The 20,360-nt window shown below is 44.9% G+C and carries 15 protein-coding genes; 11 read left to right on the top strand and 4 right to left on the bottom strand.

All coding sequences use genetic code 11. From position 1 onward, the window contains the following. Nucleotides 1–319: 319 nt before the first annotated feature. Nucleotides 320–1,255, bottom strand: coding sequence for a glycosyltransferase family 2 protein (locus RIC07_RS13470; RefSeq protein WP_446394986.1), 936 nt, complete (start codon nucleotides 1,253–1,255; stop codon nucleotides 320–322). A gap of 497 nt (nucleotides 1,256–1,752) precedes the next feature. Between RIC07_RS13470 and rpmF the strand changes: the two genes are divergently transcribed. After that, nucleotides 1,753–1,926: a 50S ribosomal protein L32 gene (gene rpmF / locus RIC07_RS13465; protein ID WP_006101025.1), complete on the top strand. Its 174-nt coding sequence runs from the start codon at nucleotides 1,753–1,755 to the stop codon at nucleotides 1,924–1,926. A gap of 119 nt (nucleotides 1,927–2,045) precedes the next feature. After that, a complete protein-coding gene (locus tag RIC07_RS13460; protein WP_446394985.1) occupies nucleotides 2,046–2,639 on the top strand; it encodes a sulfite oxidase-like oxidoreductase in 594 nt (197 codons plus the stop codon). A 159-nt stretch (nucleotides 2,640–2,798) separates the two neighbouring features. Here RIC07_RS13460 and RIC07_RS13455 read toward each other — a convergent pair whose 3' ends face one another. Next, the gene (locus RIC07_RS13455; RefSeq protein WP_446394984.1) at nucleotides 2,799–2,972 is read right to left on the bottom strand and encodes a hypothetical protein; all 174 of its coding nucleotides are present in this window, start codon (nucleotides 2,970–2,972) and stop codon (nucleotides 2,799–2,801) included. A 295-nt stretch (nucleotides 2,973–3,267) separates the two neighbouring features. On the opposite strand from RIC07_RS13455, the gene RIC07_RS13450 reads away from it, so the two are divergent. After that, nucleotides 3,268–4,050, top strand: coding sequence for a DUF5131 family protein (locus tag RIC07_RS13450; RefSeq protein WP_446394983.1), 783 nt, complete (start codon nucleotides 3,268–3,270; stop codon nucleotides 4,048–4,050). Here the strand turns inward: RIC07_RS13450 and RIC07_RS13445 are convergent. Together RIC07_RS13445 and RIC07_RS13440 are read right to left on the bottom strand one after the other, a co-directional pair. Continuing rightward, nucleotides 4,031–5,158 carry a three-Cys-motif partner protein TcmP gene (locus RIC07_RS13445; RefSeq protein WP_446394982.1) on the bottom strand — a complete coding sequence of 376 codons (1,128 nt, stop codon included), beginning with the start codon at nucleotides 5,156–5,158 and terminating at the stop codon, nucleotides 4,031–4,033. The two genes, RIC07_RS13450 and RIC07_RS13445, sit on opposite strands and share 20 nt — an antisense overlap. Before the next feature lie 99 nt (nucleotides 5,159–5,257). Beyond that, nucleotides 5,258–6,220 carry an ABC transporter ATP-binding protein gene (locus RIC07_RS13440; protein WP_446394981.1) on the bottom strand — a complete coding sequence of 321 codons (963 nt, stop codon included), beginning with the start codon at nucleotides 6,218–6,220 and terminating at the stop codon, nucleotides 5,258–5,260. 151 nt (nucleotides 6,221–6,371) lie between these two features. Between RIC07_RS13440 and RIC07_RS13435 the strand changes: the two genes are divergently transcribed. The 8 genes from RIC07_RS13435 to RIC07_RS13400 all read left to right on the top strand — a co-directional run bounded on the left by RIC07_RS13435 (nucleotide 6,372) and on the right by RIC07_RS13400 (nucleotide 19,320). After that, entirely contained in the window at nucleotides 6,372–7,961 is a 1,590-nt protein-coding gene (locus RIC07_RS13435; RefSeq protein WP_446394980.1) for a lipid-A-disaccharide synthase, read from the top strand. Nucleotides 7,962–8,097: 136 nt separating this feature from the next. Next, nucleotides 8,098–8,646 (top strand): Npun_F5560 family protein, encoded by a 549-nt coding sequence (locus RIC07_RS13430; RefSeq protein WP_446346355.1) that lies wholly within the window; start codon nucleotides 8,098–8,100, stop codon nucleotides 8,644–8,646. A 362-nt stretch (nucleotides 8,647–9,008) separates the two neighbouring features. Further along, nucleotides 9,009–10,181, top strand: a complete 1,173-nt coding sequence (locus tag RIC07_RS13425; protein WP_446394979.1) for a baeRF3 domain-containing protein — start codon at nucleotides 9,009–9,011, stop codon at nucleotides 10,179–10,181. A 189-nt stretch (nucleotides 10,182–10,370) separates the two neighbouring features. Then, nucleotides 10,371–11,492, top strand: coding sequence for a phospho-N-acetylmuramoyl-pentapeptide-transferase (gene mraY, locus RIC07_RS13420; protein WP_446394987.1), 1,122 nt, complete (start codon nucleotides 10,371–10,373; stop codon nucleotides 11,490–11,492). A gap of 647 nt (nucleotides 11,493–12,139) precedes the next feature. Continuing rightward, nucleotides 12,140–14,062, top strand: a complete 1,923-nt coding sequence (gene dnaK, locus RIC07_RS13415; protein WP_446394978.1) for a molecular chaperone DnaK — start codon at nucleotides 12,140–12,142, stop codon at nucleotides 14,060–14,062. Between the two features lie 255 nt (nucleotides 14,063–14,317). Beyond that, nucleotides 14,318–14,746: an EVE domain-containing protein gene (locus tag RIC07_RS13410; RefSeq protein ID WP_446394977.1), complete on the top strand. Its 429-nt coding sequence runs from the start codon at nucleotides 14,318–14,320 to the stop codon at nucleotides 14,744–14,746. Nucleotides 14,747–14,923: 177 nt separating this feature from the next. Next, nucleotides 14,924–18,784 carry an Eco57I restriction-modification methylase domain-containing protein gene (locus RIC07_RS13405; RefSeq protein WP_446394976.1) on the top strand — a complete coding sequence of 1,287 codons (3,861 nt, stop codon included), beginning with the start codon at nucleotides 14,924–14,926 and terminating at the stop codon, nucleotides 18,782–18,784. Nucleotides 18,785–18,786: 2 nt separating this feature from the next. Further along, nucleotides 18,787–19,320 (top strand): type II toxin-antitoxin system VapC family toxin, encoded by a 534-nt coding sequence (locus RIC07_RS13400; RefSeq protein WP_446394975.1) that lies wholly within the window; start codon nucleotides 18,787–18,789, stop codon nucleotides 19,318–19,320. The last annotated feature ends 1,040 nt before the right edge of the window (nucleotides 19,321–20,360 follow it).

Here is a 20,360-nt window from a genome sequence, read left to right as displayed (position 1 = left end):
AGCCTACGAGGGGAGTGCTAGTGCAGCGCTGCGGAAATACTTGAGCAGCTTCGTAAATACGATGAAGCTGGGGGAGCTGGGGAAGCTGAGGGAGCTGGGGGAGATATTAGCTGTTCAGTTATTTCTGCCTTCTTGCACTAGGGAGAGGTCAAACCAAGGTATTGTAGATTTTTGAGCTTACCTTGACACCAATGCAAGCCTTGCGTCCCTACATAAAAAAATTACTATTCTCCGAATCGATATATAATCTCTAAACGGAGAATAGTTTATTGATATATTTTTGACTAAATATCAAAGATAGTGTATGTCTACCTTTATCTCAAGGTTTAATGGTGGAGGCTAATTTCCGTTGCATCGGAGGTAGATGATAATTATTAGATACCTCAGAAGCCTTAACATCTGATAAGACAGTCATTGGATGAGCTGGTGACAGATGAGAGGGTGGCATTTGCTTCATTTCTTGGACTTTCAGCAAAATTAAGTATTCATAAAACGCTTGTAAGGTACACCAAGCCATTCCTGCTTTGCCATCCAGACAACCACCCAGGAAGAAATACATATAAATCCACCGTAACAGGGGTCTCAAAGGTAAACGTAGGGATAAATCTTTGAGTGCTCGACGCCGTTCAACTTCTGATCGACCAAAGAATAAGTTCCACCAATTGACATTTCCCTGTTCTAACTGACGGACTGTCTCAGCCGCTTCATCAGTGGAGTAGCGATTGTGCTTCTCTATCCAACGACTCAAGCCTTTACTACAGGTATAGTGGGGATAGGTTTCTTGCAGAAAACTGGTTGATCCATTACAAACTTCCCGTTCTGTGTGACCGTAGTCTGTGAACCAAACCTTTCCTTTTTGGAAAAGACGCATTTGGTAACGGGGGTACTGGGTGCTGTGGCGAATCCATTTCCCCATAAACATTACTCGTTCTGCCACATAATAGCCAACCGCATCTGGGTGTTTTATTGCCGCTAAACACTCTTGAAACAGTTGAGGAGTCATTCGCTCATCTGCTTCTAAGATATAAATCCATTGATACTTTGTGGGAATCGCTTCTAGCATCCAGGTTCGTTGCTTGCCATGACTCTCAAACTGATGTTGCACGACACGAACGGGGTAGCTGGAGGCAATTTCTACAGTACGGTCTGTGCTGTAGGAATCTACCACTATGACATCATCCGATAGCTGGGCTGACTCAATGCAAGCCGCAATATCTATTTCCTCGTTATGGGTCAGAATGTAGATGGAAAACATAAGTTAAAAAGTGAGTGAACGATTAAATGAGTGGCAGATTCCTTTACATAGAATAGTAATGCTACCTTGGAAGCCAAAAGTTATAGTGTAGAAGCGGGTGCAAGCCGTTCAGGACAGCCTCAAATCGATAACTTATCAATAAAACCCGCCCTTAGTCACAGATCAAAAGCCTGCCCTGAGCATCGTCGAAGGATCAAAATAATTTTTTTACACTACGTATATTTTGATAGGTTTTCTATCCCTGTGTCTAGGTCTAGCCCCAATCTTTGTCCAATCTTTACATTGGCTTACTCAGTCTAACATTTCAGCTAAGTCGCTTCCGCATGATGCCTTAGCGTTGTATCGGCAATCGGAGAAGCTACCTCAGAACAGTGAGGTAAGTAGTCGGACAAAAGAAAACAGCACCGTACCACCGATCCTTTTAGGTCGGTGAGGATGTCAACTTGGCTTGATGGCATACAATAGAAAGGCTGTGCAAAATTCGCTAACTGACAACCATGGCTGTACCCAAGAAGAAAACCTCAAAGTCAAAACGAGATAAACGCCGAGCTAACTGGAGACGCAAGGCATCATTGGAAGCGGAGAAAGCCCTGTCTCTGGGTAAGGCAGTTTTGAGTGGACGTTCGACGTTTGTCTATCCGACTGAAGAAGAAGAGGAAGAAGAAGCCTAGTGTAGGGTGGCAGGAGTTTGTGAACACCTCCGTTCGGGGAGGGGAGATGGGAGAGTGGAGACGTATCAGGCTACGTCTCTACACTCTCTTTTCGGGATGGTTATTTTTATAATTGAACTATGATCGGAAAATTTTTCCACAAACCAGAACCAGAACAGAGCGATCGCGTTCCTCCGGGTCAATACCTGACCAAGGGCTTCCCGGTTCTAACTTATGGTGAGACTCCCGACGTTAACATTGATGACTGGGAATTTCGGGTTTGGGGTTTGGCTACACCCAAGACCTGGCGTTGGTCAGATATGATGGCAATGCCTCAACATGATTTCACCAAGGATTTCCATTGTGTGACCCGTTGGTCAAAACTGGATGTGCAATGGACGGGGATCAGGGTAACTGACTTTATGAGTCAGGTGGAACTCGACCCTAAAGCCACCCATGTTATGCAACATTGCTATGGCGGCTATACCACTAATCTGACACTAGACGAGTTTATTCGCGAGGATAACTTTTTTGCCCACACTCTGCTTGGCGAACCCTTACCCCCAGAACATGGCGGTCCGATGCGTTTAGTGGTTCCCCACCTTTACGCTTGGAAAAGTGCTAAGTGGATTAATGGCTTAGAATTTCTCGACCACGAGGAATCGGGATTCTGGGAACGTAATGGTTACCACCGTCGAGGTGAACCTTGGGCAGAAGAGCGGTATAGTTTCTAGTACAAGAAGGCAGAAATAACGCCAACAGCTAACATCTTCGCCATCTCCCTCATCTTCGCCATCTCCCCATAACTTATTCAACTGAAGTTCCCCCCGTGCGGATGTACTACACCCAGGCTAAAGCCTTATTCCGTAGTGGTTTGAGCGCTCGCCGAACGTCTAAAAAATCGCGGAAAGCCGCACGGTGAGGCAGTTTTGATTTTTTGTCTGGGGGAACTTCAGTTTCATCGACAACGCCGCCCCGGCTGTATGACACAGAGGCTGTAGGGTTTTGGCTGCGGTAGGCGTTGTGGCGATCGCAGCTAGGGGGTGAAAGTCTTGAAATAGCCACATAGGTCTTTAGAATTCAAATTGAATCATAGCAGTTAATGATCAAAAAATAAATTTCAGCACCGCTTCAGCCAAATTTCAGGATAAAAAGACTGAAATTTAACGCACCATCTATGAAAGTTTTTATCGATTAATACCGCTACCTTACAGCAGTTTACAAACCTTTATTATAACGGGTGCAACTTATCAAATATTAACAGGCAAAAGTTAAATCACATAACTCTGGACAAGTTTACAATACATCGGTACTATAAATAAGCAAAGGAAAGACTATTAATGTTAGGGGTAGACTGAGAATATGGCTAGCACTCATACAGGTATCGAGTGGACAGACCGAACATGGAACCCCACAACTGGTTGCAACAAAGTTAGTCCAGGTTGTACCCATTGTTATGCAGAAGCACTAACTAAACGGTTTCATCGGAATTTTCCCAATGGATTTGATTTAACCCTGCATCGGGAACGCATAAAAGAACCCTTGCGTTGGCGCAAGCCAAGTCGCATTTTTGTCAACTCTATGAGTGATCTTTTTCACGAAGACGTGCCTATCGGATTTCTCAAAGACGTGTTTGATGTGATGGGTCAAACTCCGCAGCATATCTATCAAATTTTGACCAAACGACATGAACATTTAGTTGAATTAGCGTCTCAGTTAGAATGGCATAACAATATTTGGATGGGGGTATCGGTTGAAAATCAGGACTATGTTCATCGGGTTGATTCCCTGCGACAAGTTCCAGCCAATGTGCGTTTTCTCTCTTGTGAACCCCTTCTCGGTGATTTACAGCTTGATTTAACAGGTATTCATTGGGTTATTGTCGGTGGCGAATCGGGAAATAGATATCGTCCGATGAAGTTAGAGTGGGCACAAAGTATTCGTGATCAATGTCAGAGGTTTGATGTCGCATTTTTCTTTAAACAATGGGGAGGTAGAACTCCAAAAGCTGGAGGAAGAGAACTGGATGGAAAGATTTGGGATGAGATGCCATTAGCTTGGAAACAACACCAACAGCAACGGGGAAAAGATATCCCAGTATCTCGTCATCAGTCTACGAAACAACTTAAATTGGTGGAAAAGTAACTCGTACTATATCGGCAAATGTGTTTTTCCGGCGCTTAGATGGTTCTGCTGTAATTTTGCCTTTAGCCTCTAGTTTTAGAAGAGCATCTTTGTAATTTTTCTTGATGTACCGTTTACCAATATGATGTCTTTGATAAACCTCTATCATCGTCATTGTTTGACCGGCAAACTCATCTAATAACATATCTGTGAGTTCATCCAGTGGACGTGAAAGTTCAAAAAGTAAAGGTTGGAATTTTGTTGCCGGATTATACTCAAAAGATGGAACACCTTGTTCTGTTGTCGAACTTTCCTTTGCCATAATCTCTTTCATAATCTCATAACCTCTTACATGCTTACTGACAAAAATTAGATGATGGCTAGTACGGTTGCCATTTTCATGTCGAAAACAGAAAGGAAGCACATACTCTCCACCCATTTCTTTTAACGCTTCACAAATTTCTTCGACAATAGCGATTTCTTTTTTGGCTGGCTTTAGTAGCTGCAATTTTTCTCGAAGTTCTGACGCACGTTCTTCGCCAAATAGAGCATTTATATGATTTTTTACGGCATCGTTACCTAATCCCATATTAATCCGGTTATAGTTAAAGAAAAATATACAGTCACAGCCCCAATTCTTAACCACAGAATTAATAAGTTGTAATGACAATCCTTTATATCCCCATGGATCGACAAAAAATAGAGTGGGAACCAATTTAACTTGTTCAAACCTCTGAACTATCTCTTCACCAATTTCATGGTTTATAACAATGGGTTTATTTTTTAGTTTATTGATATTGTGAATTGACTGAATGTTGTTCTGGAGTGACTGTGTATTATTTGCATCAGCATCATTAAAAAGCGTTATCAAGCGTTCTCTAAAATCTGGTTCTCGAATAGCAGTTTCCAGTACACGCAACGGTGTCGATTCGGAACCATCTTGATATCGACCAGGACCGGCAAACAAGTCAATATAAGCAAGTTTCAGCTTCTTTGACTTTTGCTTTTGTTCTTTTTGTTTCAAAAATCCAATGATAACTTTTGCCCATGCCCAAAAGTATTTCTCAACTATTCTGGCTTTAACGAGTGATTGTTCCTTTTGTTCATCAAAAAAAGACGAGTTGTTCATAGTAATATCTTAAATTGGATAATTCCAAAAACTATGTAACACTATTTTTTTGCCTAGTGGGTATTTTCCGAAACCCCGAATAAGACAGATAACTGGCTATCAACTTTGACCCATATTGGCGGCTTTTTGAATCGTCTCCAGGGTTAATACACCAATTACCTTTCCTTCATCCATGACAGGCAATCTCTGAGTTCCTGTCTGTAAGAGGAGGGATAAAGCTTGACGCAAATTCTCGTGAGGCGCGATCGCACGATTATCCTGATACTGATCATCTGGAGAAACGGGCTGCATTGCCGTCTCCACGCCCTGTAAACTTAACTGACGCAACATATCATCGGCACCCATTAACTCCCGGACAAAATCATTAGCCGGGTGCGTCAAAATATTTAACGGCGTATCAAATTGGACAATTTCACCCTTTTGCAAAATCATAATCTTGTCCCCCAGACGCAGCGCTTCCTCCACATCATGGGAGACAAAAAGAATCGTTTTATGCAATTGACGCTGAATTCGTAAGATTTCGTCTTGCAAAGATTGGCGGGTAATCGCATCAATGGCACCAAAAGGTTCATCCATTAGCATTAACTTCGGATCACCAGCCAACGCCCGCGCCACGCCAACACGCTGCTGCTGTCCTCCGGATAGCTGTGCTGGGTAACGATTCCGGTAAACTTGAGGGGGTAGTTCGACCAGCGTCAATAACTCATCAATGCGAGACTGGTATTTTGAGCGTGACCATCCCAGAAGCTTGGGAACAACGGCAATATTTTCCGCCACCGTCTGATGAGGAAATAAGCCAGACTGTTGAATCACGTAGCCAATTTGCTGACGCAGCGTCGTGACTTTCATTTTGCGGATGTTAACCCCATCCAGATAAATCGCACCGGATGTGGGTTCATACAATCGATTGACCATCTTGAGAACTGTGGTTTTACCACATCCCGATGGACCTAAAATGACGACCAGTTGACCCGCTTCAATGTCGCAGGTTACACCATTCACCGCAGGTTGGGGTGTCCCGGGAAATTGGAGATGAACTTGATCAAAACGAATAGCACTCACTGATTTGGCTGATTTTTGCTAAGGTTGGCTGATTTTATATTTATATGGGAGTTTAGATATGAAATCGGATTTTAAGTAAGTCTGTCGAATATATACTTAACCATGTTACGTTGCTTATCCCCCTCAAACCCTTACCAATGACCAATGACTAATGACCAATGCTGATATTTTAATTCTCTCCAATGGTCCGGGTGAAGTCACCACCTGGGTACGTCCTGTCGTCAAAGCATTGCGCCAGCAGCTAGGATGCGATCGCGCATTTGTCCGTATCTCGGTGATTCTGTCTCCTTGTCCCAATGCTACAGGCAAAGAAGCCCAGATTGTTCAATCCTACCCCGAAGTAGACCGAGTGCAAGGGGCAGAGCATTTCTTTCCCTTTTTACTTTGGGGGAAAACTGCCGAAAATTGGGACTGGCGCGATCGCGGCGTGGTTGTGTTTTTAGGCGGCGATCAGTTTTTTCCTGTCGTTATTGGTTCTCGCTTAAAATATCGTACTGTTGTTTATGCCGAATGGGATGCCCGTTGGCATCGCTGGATTGATCGGTTCGGGGTGATGAAACCCGATATTATAGCCAAAGCCCCGAAAAAATATCGCCACAAGTTAACGGTAGTGGGAGATTTAATGGCAGATGTGGCGAGAGGGAGTAAGGGAGCAGGGGAGCTGGGGGAGCTGGGGGAGCAGGGGGAGCTGGGGAAGCAGGGGGAGCAGGGGGAGCTGGGGAAGCAGGGGGAGCTGGGGGAGCAGAGGGAGTTAACTCAAAACCCTGTCCTCGAAGGCAGTGAAGGGTCAACACTTAACACTTCCCCAATTGAATGGATTGGTTTACTTCCAGGGTCAAAACCTGCCAAATTGATTCAGGGAGTACCATTAGGGTTAGCTATTGCTGAACACATTCACAAAGTTAGACCTCAAACCCGTTTTTTGATTCCTGTTGCACCAACCTTAGATTTACCCACGCTAGCCCGTTTTGCTGATCCCCAAGAAAATCCCCTGATTCAGAAATTAGGATGGGGGAGGGCGAGATTGGTGATGCTAGATGAGGGAGATGAGGGAGATGAGGGCGGGTTTAGCAATATCCGGGTGACAGAAAACGATAGTAGTGAAACTCGTCCCTACAGTCAAAACCAGGTTTCCTTGAGCGAAGTCTCTACATTATTCAGGGCGGGTTTTGAACCCAAGTTATCATCAATCGCGAAACAAAATTCTCTAAACCCGCCCCTACACTCAATACTCAAAATGGCGAGTGGTGTAACGGTAGAACTTATAACCGAATTTCCCGCCCATGAGATATTATCCCAATGCTGTCTGTGCTTAACCACAGTGGGAGCGAATACGGCGGAATTAGGTTCTCTCGGTGTACCGATGATTGTGTTATTACCGACTCAGCAACTGGATGCGATGCGGGCTTGGGATGGATTACCCGGATTGTTAGCGCGGTTACCGGGAGTAGGAACAAGTTTTGCCAAACTGATTAATTGGCTGATTCTGCAACAAGGACGCCTATTTGCGTGGCCCAATATTTGGGCAAAAGCGGAAATTGTGCCAGAAGTCGTGGGTCAACTGAAACCTCAGGATGTGGCACAATTGGTACTTGAGTATTTAGAGCATCCCCAAAAACTAGAAGACATGCGATCGCGCTTACGGGCAGTCCGGGGTGAATCAGGTGCCGCCCAAAAGTTAGCGCAATTGGTGCAAGAGGAACTCACTAATCCCCAACCACCAATGGCAAATGACAAATAACTATTTTGGAGTTAACGTGTCAAGCATAACCCTAGTAGTGATATCATCCTCCTACAGGGTAATCACATCACCGAGCGACGTTGCCCATCGTCTTCTGCTATTGGGAGTCCCTATTGTATTGGAGCTGTAAGCTATCGTGAACGCGACTGAAACCCCAACCCTACCAGCGCTGCAAACTGAAGTGTCTCGCCTTCGGGAAGAGTTACATCTAAGAGATCAGCTCGTGCAGCAACTCTCTCAAGAGCTATTTCGCTTGGTTAAAGGCAATGCGAGCTTTAAACCGCCAGCCGAGGTTTCTGAGCGTCATCAAGCCCAAATGCGAGTCTTGCGAGAACAGTTGCAAGATGTGGAGCAGCAAGTCAGATTTTACCAAGAGCAGATTACGACTCGCGATCAAGAAATTTATCAGTTGCGCCAGTCTGTGCAAGAATTAACGGATCGGTCGCGCATGTTAGAGCAGGTGGTTCAGGAGCTACCCCAAATTTATCGCCAGAAGTTTGCCGAACGCATGGCACCAGTGAGAGAGAAGGTGAGCCGCTTACAACGAGAGAATCGCCAACTTCATGCGGAGTTACAAAGTGTCAGCTATCGACTCGCTGTCAGGAATCGCAATATCACTCATGTTGACCTACCCAGTTTTGGTCGTCCGACGAATAGCCCTATTCCTACCTTTGGTAGCGTGTGAACTTGACGGTGCAATTGGGCGCACGCCGTGCGCCCCTACAATTCTAATCCACCAATTAAGGTGTGCCACGCCACTACACCCGACACCCCACACCCGACACCCCACACCCGACACCCCACACCCCGTCTCAACCAATAAGCTTAGTGTGGAAGTCCTGATAACTTTCCTATCGTAAGGCAGATGTATTGAACAGACTATCTTCGTTGAAATGAAGGCAGGCAAGCTTAGGCTTTTGGGTTTGTAGTGCAGCCTAACCTAAACAAATCGTCAGAGATTTAGCCTCTAACCATTAGGGTTAGCTGGCTATCTTGCCTGTTCGTTTGATTTTTTTCAATTGAAGAGAAGTATAGGAGTTCAATTTTATGCCATTACTATCGAGAGACGAACTCAAAACCTTGGTTAAACAGCCAGAAGGATTGTGTGTTTCTATATTTATGCCTACGCATACGGCGGGTCCAGAAATTCAACAAGACCCCATTCGCTTCAAAAATCTCCGAGGAAAAGCCGAAGCCCAGTTGGTTGAAAAGGGTATGCGTCCAGCCGATGCCCAAGAACTGCTCAACAGCGCTCAAGAGTTGGAACGCGATGAGTTTTGGCGTCATCAGAATCATGGACTTGCCCTGTTCATTGCTCCCAATTTCTTTCGCTATTACCGTCTACCTCTGGATTTTGACGAGTTAGTCGTGGTTAGTGACCAATTTCACCTCAAGCCACTAATGCCACTGCTGACGGGTGATGGGTGTTTCTATATCTTGGCACTGAGTCAAAAGAAGGTACGACTCTTAGTGGGAACACGCGATCGCATTCGGGAAATCCAGCCTGAGAATGTTGACAATCTGCCCGAAAGCCTGATGAGTGTACTGCGGTATGAGGATACGGAAAATCAGACTCAATTCATGTCCTCTGAAACCTATTCCCCTGGTGGATTACCGGGTTCAGATCCGGGAACTATGCATGGACGGGGTGTGGATGAAGATCAAGAAAATCAGATCATCCGTTTTTTAAGCCAAGTGAATCAAGGGATGCAAGAGTTTCTACCAGATGAGACTGTACCGCTAGTGCTAGCGGGTGTAGAGTATCTCCTGCCGATTTATAAACGAGTGAATTCCTACCCCCATCTTCTAGACGAAGGCATTACAGGTAATCCCGAACTCTCCAAGCCAGAGGATCTCCATACCCAAGCCTGGGCAATCGTGCAGCCTAAGTTTCAACAGGCAGAGAAAGACGCAATTGACCGCTTCAGAGAATTTTCTGGAAATAATCAGGAACAAGCCTCTGATGCCCTGAAAGAAGTAGTGCAGGCGGCTTATAATCAACGCATTGATTCGTTGTTTGTCGCCTTAGACCATCAGCAGTGGGGTAGCTTTGACCCACAGAGCAACACGGTGCAGCTACATGAGCAACACCAGGCTGGTGACCAAGATTTATTGGATTTAGCAGCCGTTTATACGGTTTTGAATGGTGGAACAGTTTTTGCTGTAGAATCCGAGCGAGTACCCGCTCAATCACCGATCGCGGCAGTTTTCCGCTATTAAGTTGCTCCTTTAGTTAGCGATAGTGATGAATCATCCGGCAACAATAAGTAAATTTGCTTGAAGGATTGATTGCAAGTACCCTATTGATGTTACGATTCCCATCAGTGCCGTGGGTCACACGGGAATCGTCAAGACGCCATGCGTCTGATTGTGTGTGAGGAAGTTCGATAAAGGGATAGTTTGTCCGTGATAGACGCAAAATTAACTTCTGGGCGGTCGTTTAATTTAACGGGTTCCAGCCTCTTGACGTTACTAGCCGTTGGTTTGAGTCTGGGATCATTGATTCTAGATGGGTTGGGGGAACGCTCCCTGTTCGCCGGAGTCTCCATGACGTTACCTCTGTTGATTTGTGCCGTGCTGACAGCGGCACTGGGATATGGGGTTGTCCCGTTTCTGCAAACGTTGAAAATGGGGCAGATTGTCCGGGAAGATGGACCCCAAACTCATTTACAAAAAGCTGGAACCCCAACCATGGGTGGGGTGTTTTTTGTACCTGTGGCGGTAATGGTTGCTCTAGTTTGGTCGGGATTGGCACTGGCAGGGCAAGAGTTTGTTAATGTCCTCGTTGTATCCGTTGTGACCCTAGCTTATGGGATGATTGGCTGGTTGGATGATTGGCAAATTATCCGCCGCCGTTCTAATAAAGGTATTTCCCCCCGCCTGAAATTGGCACTACAGATCAGCGTGGGGTTGGTATTTTGTATTTGGCTGGCGGCAAGTCAACCGATTAGTATTACTGCGATCGCACTCCCGTTTGGTATCGTTTTACCCTTAGGATTATTGTTCTGGCCCCTGGCGCTGTTTGTTCTGGCGGCGGAAAGTAATGCCACGAATCTGACTGATGGGGTGGATGGATTGGCTGGGGGAACCTGTGCGATCGCGCTTTTGGCACTGGCGGCGATCGTTGCCCCAAGTTCACCGGGTTTAATGGTGTTCTGTGCTTGTCTCAGTGGCAGTTGTCTGGGGTTTGTCGTGCATAATCGCCACCCTGCGGCTGTGTTTATGGGAGATACGGGTTCCCTGGCTTTAGGTGGCGCTCTCGCGGCGGTAGGATTATTGAGTCAGAACCTCTGGTGTTTATTTGTTCTCAGTGGCATTTTCTGTTGGGAATCGATCTCGGTGATTGCCCAAGTTGCTTATTACAAAGCCACAAAAGATGAGGCTGGAGTCGGTAAACGGCTGTTTAAAATGTCACCATTCCATAACCATTTAGAATTAAGCGGTTGGTCAGAAACCCAAATTGTGGGGGCGTTTTATTTGACAGGTGGGCTGTTAGCGTTGGTTTGTTTAGGATTTCAGTCCAGTTTCTGAGCGATCGTTCAGTCAATCTGTAACCAGGCTTTTAATCAGGGCGGGTTTTGTTGTTCAGTTATTTCAGCAATAGTTGAGTGTAGTTCCTAAACCCGCCCCTACAATGAAACTCTCTTTTTTCAAAGCGTGGAGAAGTCAATTAGAAGCTCCCTAGGAGACAAAAATCATGGGATTGCTTCTAAAATAACCTTATATAATAACCCGATATATTAGTCAAAATCAAGTATTTAAACACTGAGTCCTGGGTTGTACTTAAGACCAAGGTTTGCCAGCCTAGAAAGGGCACAGATGCCTTAACAGAGTAACAGACGGCAAACACAACTGATTCGTTACGGTTCGCCCCAATCCTTTACCCCATAGAGTTTCCTACATTAGACACAGCGAAAGAAATCAGCACGAAGTTAACGGTTGATGATTGGTAATTGGGATAGCGACTGGAACGAGCAATCACCAGATCGAACCGTCCCATCTCAGGTTCGGGAACCCCCCCTTCATGAGACAGGCTAACCGCGTTCAGTATAGAGATTGGTAGCCGAACCAATGATATTGAAGCTCCCAAAGGCTGCTGATTGAACTAGATTTTGGTTCAACAGTCACGCTCCCCGACTTCACCAGTATTTGTAGTTAAGCGAACTTGGAACACTCTTATGGCAAAAGTAGTTGGAATTGATTTAGGTACGACAAACTCCTGCGTAGCCGTCATGGAAGGGGGTAAACCCACCGTGATTGCTAACGCAGAAGGCGGACGTACAACCCCTTCAGTTGTGGCGTATGCCAAAAATGGCGATCGCCTCGTGGGTCAAATCGCCAAACGTCAGGCGGTGATGAACCCGGAAAATACGTTCTACTCTGTCAAACGCTTCATTGGGCGTAGACATGGCGAAGTCACCAATGAAGCTACCGAAGTCTCTTATAAAGTCCTCAAAGTTGGCGATAACGTTAAACTTGATTGTCCCTCTCAAGGCAAACAATTTGCACCCGAAGAGATTGCGGCTCAAGTGCTACGGAAGCTCGTTGATGACGCCAGTAAGTACCTGGGCGAAACGGTGACTCAAGCCGTGATTACGGTTCCGGCGTACTTCAATGACTCCCAGCGTCAAGCCACAAAAGACGCAGGTAAGATTGCTGGCGTTGAAGTGTTGCGGATTATTAACGAACCTACAGCGGCTTCTCTGGCGTATGGCTTAGACAAGAAGAGCAACGAAACAATTTTAGTCTTTGACCTTGGTGGTGGAACCTTTGACGTATCCATCCTAGAAGTCGGTGATGGTGTCTTTGAAGTATTATCAACCTCTGGTGACACTCACCTCGGTGGTGACGACTTCGATAAGAAAATTGTCGATTACCTCGCCGCTGAATTCCAGAAATCCGAAGGGATTGACTTACGCAAAGACAAGCAAGCCCTGCAACGTTTAACGGAAGCGGCGGAGAAAGCCAAGATTGAACTCTCCAGCGTTACCCAAGCCGAAATTAACCTACCCTTCATCACCGCTACCCAGGAAGGTCCCAAGCACCTGGATATGACCTTGACTCGGGCGAAGTTTGAAGAACTCTGTGCGGACTTAATTGATCGGAGTCGCATCCCAGTTGAGAATGCGGTACGTGATGCCAAAATTGATAAAAGTGCGATCGATGAGATTGTCTTAGTCGGGGGTTCGACCCGGATTCCGGCGGTAAAAGAGGTGGTTAAGCGGGTATTGGGTAAAGAACCCAACCAAACCGTGAACCCGGATGAAGTGGTTGCAATTGGTGCAGCGATTCAAGCGGGTGTCTTAGCGGGTGAAGTTAAAGACATTCTGCTCCTTGATGTTACCCCTCTATCCTTGGGTGTGGAAACCTTGGGCGGTGTGATGACTAAGATTATCCCCCGCAACACCACCATTCCTACTAAGAAGTCAGAAACCTTCTCCACGGCTGTGGATGGTCAAACCAACGTCGAAATCCACGTTCTCCAAGGTGAACGGGAAATGTCCGGCGACAACAAGAGTCTGGGTACATTCCGTCTGGATGGGATTCCCCCAGCACCGCGCGGCGTTCCCCAAATTGAAGTCACTTTTGATATTGACGCCAATGGTATTCTGAACGTTACTGCGAAGGATAAAGGTACGGGTAAAGAGCAATCGATTAGCATTACAGGCGCATCTACCCTACCCAGTGAAGACGTTGATCGCATGGTTCAGGAAGCCGAAGCCAACGCAGCGACGGACAAAGAACGGCGTGAGAAAATCGATCGCAAGAACCAAGCCGATTCTCTGACGTATCAAGCTGAGAAGCAGCTTAATGAATTGGGTGATAAAGTCCCAGCAGAAGACAAGACGAAGGTTGAAGGCTTGATTAAGGATCTGCGAGAGGCGGTTTCTCAGGAAGATGATGAGAAGATTAAGACGCTGACCACAGAATTGCAACAAGCACTCTACAGCATCAGTGCTAACTTGTATCAACAAGCAGGTGGTCCTGAACCCGGCGCTGCTCCCGGTGGTGCAGGTGGTCCTGAACCCGGTGCTGCTCCCGGTGGTGAATCCGGTGGTGGTGATGATGTCATCGACGCTGAATTCTCGGAAACGAAATAGCAGGTTAGGATTAGAGGTTAGCCAGAGGCTAGCCTCTATTTTTAAGTATTATCAGCGGCGCCAGTTGTTCAGAAGGCGTCGCTTTATTTTTGAGGACTTATAGCAATGCGCTCTCGGCTGTTTACCGTTCGAGTTCCCTCCCCTTGGCAAGGGGAGGGTTAGGGAGGGGTAAAATCAAGGTATTGCAGAGTTTTGAGCTTAGGTTAGGCTTGATCAGGATGGGTTAGACGGGTATTTTTTGGAGAAGGAGAAGGAATGGCGTACTGGCTTTTTCAAGGCAATCCCAAGTATTACCGGATTATTGATGCGATTCGCGATTTTGTGCAAATGCCGTGGTTGGTGACTCGCTACGCTAAGGATATGGCGGCGGGTGATGGGGTGTTGGTTTGGAAAGCCGGACAGGATGCGGGGATTTATGCGATCGCGGAAATTATTGAACCGCCTAAACTGTTGGATAAAGTCCCGGATATTGGCTATTGGATTGATAAGTCTCGTTTGGGAAGCAAGCCGCAAGCGCGTATTCGGTTTACGACTAAACTGTTAGAGAAGCCGCTATTGCGGGACTGTTTAAAACAAGATGCGGTGCTGAAGAGTTTGGGGGTGATTCGTGTGCCGAATGGGACGAATTATAAGGTGACGAATGAAGAATGGCAGCGGGTTCATGAGTTGAGAGGTTGTTGGTGAACTTAGTTTTATGTAGAGTGGGCAAGGCGGTTCAACGATAGAATATACCCATCAAGCTTTATGACCCCTCCCCACTTACCGTTATTTGGAGTATCTTGACCCAGGTGTGCCAGATATCAGTCTACTCAGTTACATTGGAAAGAGGCAGTTTAAACAGCTTCCCTATCGATAATAATCATGCACCAACTGGAATTTCAGCAATCTATTCTAGATCTTCTTTCTTCGCTGCGGGGTTTAAACCCACTCAAGCAGTTATTTTGGTCTGAACTGAATTACGAGCGAGAAAATCAACCCCTGTCTCGGCGGGGGTGGACGGATACTGCTTCACAAGTCTTGGCAGAAGATCCAGTTGTGTTGGCGTCTGGAGGAAATGATTTTCACGTTATTTATGCACGGTCGCAGTCTCGACGATTACTAGGGGGTGATGAGCGTACCGTGGTTAATCAACTGTTAAAAAATCATCCTTATGCCCTATTTGTTTTTTCTAACAATGAGCAAGACCAGTGGCATTTTATCAATGTCAAGATAGTTGGTGACAAGCGACAATCAGACGATAACCGAAATCCTCAGAGAAGACGACTGTTTCGTAGAATTACAGTTGCTGAAACCGAATGTCTCAGAACGGCTTCAGAAAGAATAGCCCTACTCGATTTAGCACATATTCCTCAAGCTTCTCCCTTAGATATTCAGCTTCTTCACGACCAAGCTTTTAATGTTGAAGCAGTTACTCAGCAATTCTTTGAAGAATATAAAGCTCTCTTTAGTATCCTTCAAGATGACCTAACCCGACAAACCCATGACAGTCATTGGGCGCACGATTATGCTTTGCAGTTCCTCAACCGATTAATGTTCCTTTATTTTATCCAGCGTAAAGGATGGTTAGGGAATAATAGAGAATTTTTGCATAGGTTTTGGTCTACTTATCAAGACTCAAATCAACCGATTAATTCCTTTGTTGATCAGTGGTTAAATATTTTATTTTTTGATGCATTTAATAATCGTTTCCATGGAGGTTATCGTCACTTCCCCAATGAGATACAATCCATTCTACAACAAGCGCCTTACCTGAATGGAGGATTATTTCGCGAAAATGAACTTGATCGACAATATAGTTTTTCCATAACTGACAGACGTTTTGCCCAAGTTCTTATCTTTTTAGAACGATACAATTTCACGATTAGCGAAGACACCCCACTGGATCAAGAAGTGGCTGTCGATCCAGAAATGATCGGTAAAGTATATGAAAGTTTGGTGAATGTCTCCAATGAAGCTGATGAACGGGGAGATGCAGGCATTTTCTATACACCTCGTATTGAAATTGACTTGATGTGCAGACTGTCTTTGGTGGATTATTTGACTAATCACTTAGGGGTTAATTATCAAGACCTATTATATGAATTCATATTAGCCTTAGAGCCAGAGGAAAAAGCTCTAGCTGACCAAAAGTTCGCCGAGGCAAAGCTTTGGGATAAATTAGACAATCAATTGTGTCATCTTACTTTACTCGATCCAGCCTGTGGTTCTGGTGCATTTTTAGTCGGATTTCTCTCAGTATTAGATGATTTGCAACAACGGGTTAATCAACAATTAAACCGAGAAGAATCAGCTTATGAGCGAAAAAAGCGTATTATTGGTCAGTCCCTTTACGGGGTAGATGTCATGGATTGGGCTTGCCGTATCGCTGAACTTAGGCTATGGTTGGCTTTGATTATAGATGCAGAAATTCCGGCTGAGGAACTATATATCAGACGTGAACCCCTACTACCCAACTTTACTTTCAAAGTTCGACCAGGAGACAGTTTAGTACAAGAAGTTGGTGGGATTGACTTTAGACAAATTCGGAGTTCTATCAGAATTGCACCAGCTATCAAAGGTCGTATTACTCGCCTGAAAACAGAAAAGCTGAAATTCTACAATAACGATCAAACCTGTGAATTCAAATCGGATCGAGAAATTCGTCAAGAGGAACTTAGACTGTTCCGCGATATTTTAGATAACTGCCAACACAGAATTCAGGAACAAATTAAAAGCATTCACCGAAAACTTGAAGAACCAGAACATGAGCAAATTCCACTCCTAGAAGGTGTTAGTCAAGTTCAGTCTCGAAAACTGAAATCACAAATTGCTGAGTGGCAAAATCAGCTAAAATTACTCAGCCAAGAATTATCTCAGATTAAACAAGCCCGTGCTGCTCTTAAACCTAATTCAACTGTACCTTTTGTTTGGGACATAGCCTTTGTCGAAATTTTTGAAGGAGAACAGAATGGGTTTGATATTGTGATTGGCAATCCTCCCTATGTGCGTCAGGAAAATATTGCAAATCCTTTTTTAGATCGTGACGATATCACAACTGATAATAAAAAAGATTATAAAGCCAAGCTAGCTCGTTCCGTCTATCAGCTTTTTCCTAAATTTTTTGGATATCAACCCCAAAAAGATATCAATCCATCGAAGCCGGAAAAGGCGGTTGCTCACAAGCTTGACTCAAAAAGCGACCTTTATATTTATTTTTATTTCCACGGTCTATCACTTTTAAATTATCAAGGCTCATTCTGCTTTATCACCTGGAATTCCTGGTTAGATGTGGGCTATGGATCAGATTTACAGGAATTTTTACTCAGGCATTGTCATGTCAAAATAGTGTTAGATAATGGAGCTAAAAGGTCTTTCGCTTCGGCTGACGTTAACACAGTTATTACTCTACTTTCTGCACCTAACGAGAATTCTGACTGGGGACTTAATCAAATCGCGAAGTTTGTTGCTTGTTATGTACCGTTTGAGCAGGTTTTTTCACCTACAGTTTTTCAGGATATTGAAGCGCAAAACCAGAGACAAACTACCCAGGAGTATCGAGTCTATCCGATAGCTCAGAGTCACTTACTTGAGGAGGGTTGGAAGTACCCAGAAAATACGGATGCCAAGCAAAAATATTCTTATGGCTTTAGTATTGGGAAGTATGTGGGCAATAAGTGGGGAGGGAAATATCTACGCGCACCAGACATTTATTGGGTAATCTTAGAAAGATGCAAAGATAAACTGGTGGAGTTAGGAAACATTGCTGATGTGCAGTTTGGTATTAAGACAGGAGCTAATAAGTTCTTTTACCTAGATAAATCAAGAATTCAAGAGTGGGAAATAGAAGCAGAGTTTCTCAAACCCGTTATCCTACGTCCTGCTGATATTGTAACGCCTCAGATTCAGCCAGTACATCTCAACGTTTTCTTACTCGTAGCTGACAAACCCCGAAATCAATTAAGAGGAACAAAAGTCGAGCAGTACATTCGTTGGGGTGAAAGTCAAGGTTTTGATAAAACAGCTACTTGTAAGGCTCGCGGACGTAAGCAGGGTGAATGGTATCGTCTCCAAGCGCGTGAGCCAGCTCCTCTGGTGCTACCTATCATTAACAAAATGCGACTGGTGCTAGGATTAAATGAATCAATGGCGCAGGTTGATCATAACTGCGTAGAAATCAGACCTCATGCTGAAGTAGAGGTGAATCTCACAGCAGCGTTGATGCTTGGTACATTTAACTTCATTGAAAGACATACAGAAGGTCGAAGCTATGGGTGTATGCTGAAAGTGGAAACCTATGAAGCTAAACGTCTGCTCTTACAAGACCCCCGTAAAATAGCACCTGCTGACGCCAAGCGTTTACTTGATGCTTTTCAGAATATTCGTTCCCAGAAATTTCAATGGCTAATTCAGGAAATGGAAACGCCAGAACGCGAAGCGTTTGACCGCGCTTGGCTTTCAGTTCATGGTTTCCATTCTGCTCAAGAACAAACAGCAGCACTTGAAGTAATCTACGCCGCCGTTCGTAACCTCTCGAATGAGATGAATGCACAAGAGAAGGATTGGGTAGGAAATCGACCCGCAGTACGACAAGAGGGTAATCCACAAGATGTGATGAAAGGTAAGAGGGGAACTCGCTTAAGTCCAAAAGAAAAAAGTGAGCGACACGAAAAGCTTGAAGCCGCTAGACGTTTAAGTGGAATTTGGGCTGACTTACCGGAGGGGTGGGAGGATGACGACCAATAATCATGACGGCTACTACCCGTGACCTTGCTCACCTACCATTAGGGACAAGGGTCTTTGTGGATACTATTATCTTTGATCTATACTTTCGGAGTAAATCTACCACCTGTGCAGCATTTATTAACCGTATTGCTAAAAGAGAAGTCTACGCCTACGTGAACACCCAAATTCTTTCAGACCTCTTGCATAAACTGATGTTAGCCGAAGCCGTAAACAAGGGATATATTACACGTCGTAGCGCTTCTAAATTAAAGAATAAGTTATCAAGTAACCGCTCATTAGCCAGTAATTTAACAGATTATCAACAACAATTTGAAGATATTTTGGCGCTGGGGATTAAAGTCCTGCGGATTAGCCAAAAAACATTAGTTGAAACTAAGCGAGAACGCACCCAGTATGGATTGATGACAGGTGATTCTCTGCATCTGGGGACAATGAATCAACATTCTACTCCCATCGATAATATAGTTACTCACGATAGTGACTTTGCTCATGTACCAAATTTAACTATCTGGACACCAATGGATGTAATTCCCTAACGAGAAATGATAATGCCAACTCACGATATCATCGACAACCGCAACCAAAAACTGGTAGTAGTAGCCGTAGGGTGGGTTAGACGGTGCCTAATTAATACAACAACCCGTTGAATAAACGCGCCATCGTAACTCACCAAGTTATCGGATTTATCGCCATCCCCAAAAAAACCCACGAATCGCTTGATTTAGGCGGTGATTTCAGGTACTATTTCATCATGGGAAAATGTGCGCTCCTGTAACCCCCTTTTCAGGAACATTGGTATCCCTGACCAGAAACTCTAAATCCAGAATTCTTCTCCTTGAACTTACCCATCAACCGCGATCGCGAATGAGAGGGTGTTGAATCAATACAACAACCCGTTGAATAAACGCGCCATCATAACCCACCAAGTTATCGGATTTATCGCCATCCCCAAAAAATCCCACGAATCGCTTGATTTAGGCGGTGATTTCAGGTACTATTTCATCATGGGAAAATGTGCGCTCCTATAACCCCCTTTTCAGGAACATTGGTATCTCTGACTAGAAACTCTAAGTCTCAGAATTCTTCTCCCTGAACTTACCCATCAGCCGCGATCGCGAATGAGATGGTGTTGAATCAATACAACCAACCCGTTGAATAAACGCGCCGTCAGAACTCACCAAGTTATCGAATTTCTCACCATGCCAAAAAAATCAGATGAATCTCTTGATTTAGGCGGTGATTTCAGGTACTATTTCATCATGGGAAAATGTGCGCTCCTATAACCCCCTTCTCAGGAACATTGGTATCTCTGACTAGAAACTCTAAGTCTCAGAATTATTCGGTCTAAACTTACCCATCAACCGCGATCGCGAATGAGATGGTGTTGAATCAATACAACAACCCGTTGAATGAACGCGCCGTCATAACCCACCAAGTTATCGGATTTATCGCCATCCCCAAAAAAACCCACGAATCGCTTGATTTAGGCGGTGATTTCAGGTACTATTTCATCATGGGAAAATGTGCGCTCCTATAACCCCCTTTTCAGGAACATTGGTATCCCTGACCAGAAACT

This window comes from Coleofasciculus sp. E1-EBD-02 (assembly GCF_040218245.1).
Lineage (GTDB): Bacteria > Cyanobacteriota > Cyanobacteriia > Cyanobacteriales > Coleofasciculaceae > Coleofasciculus.
This window is presented reverse-complemented; position numbering and strand designations above follow the sequence as displayed.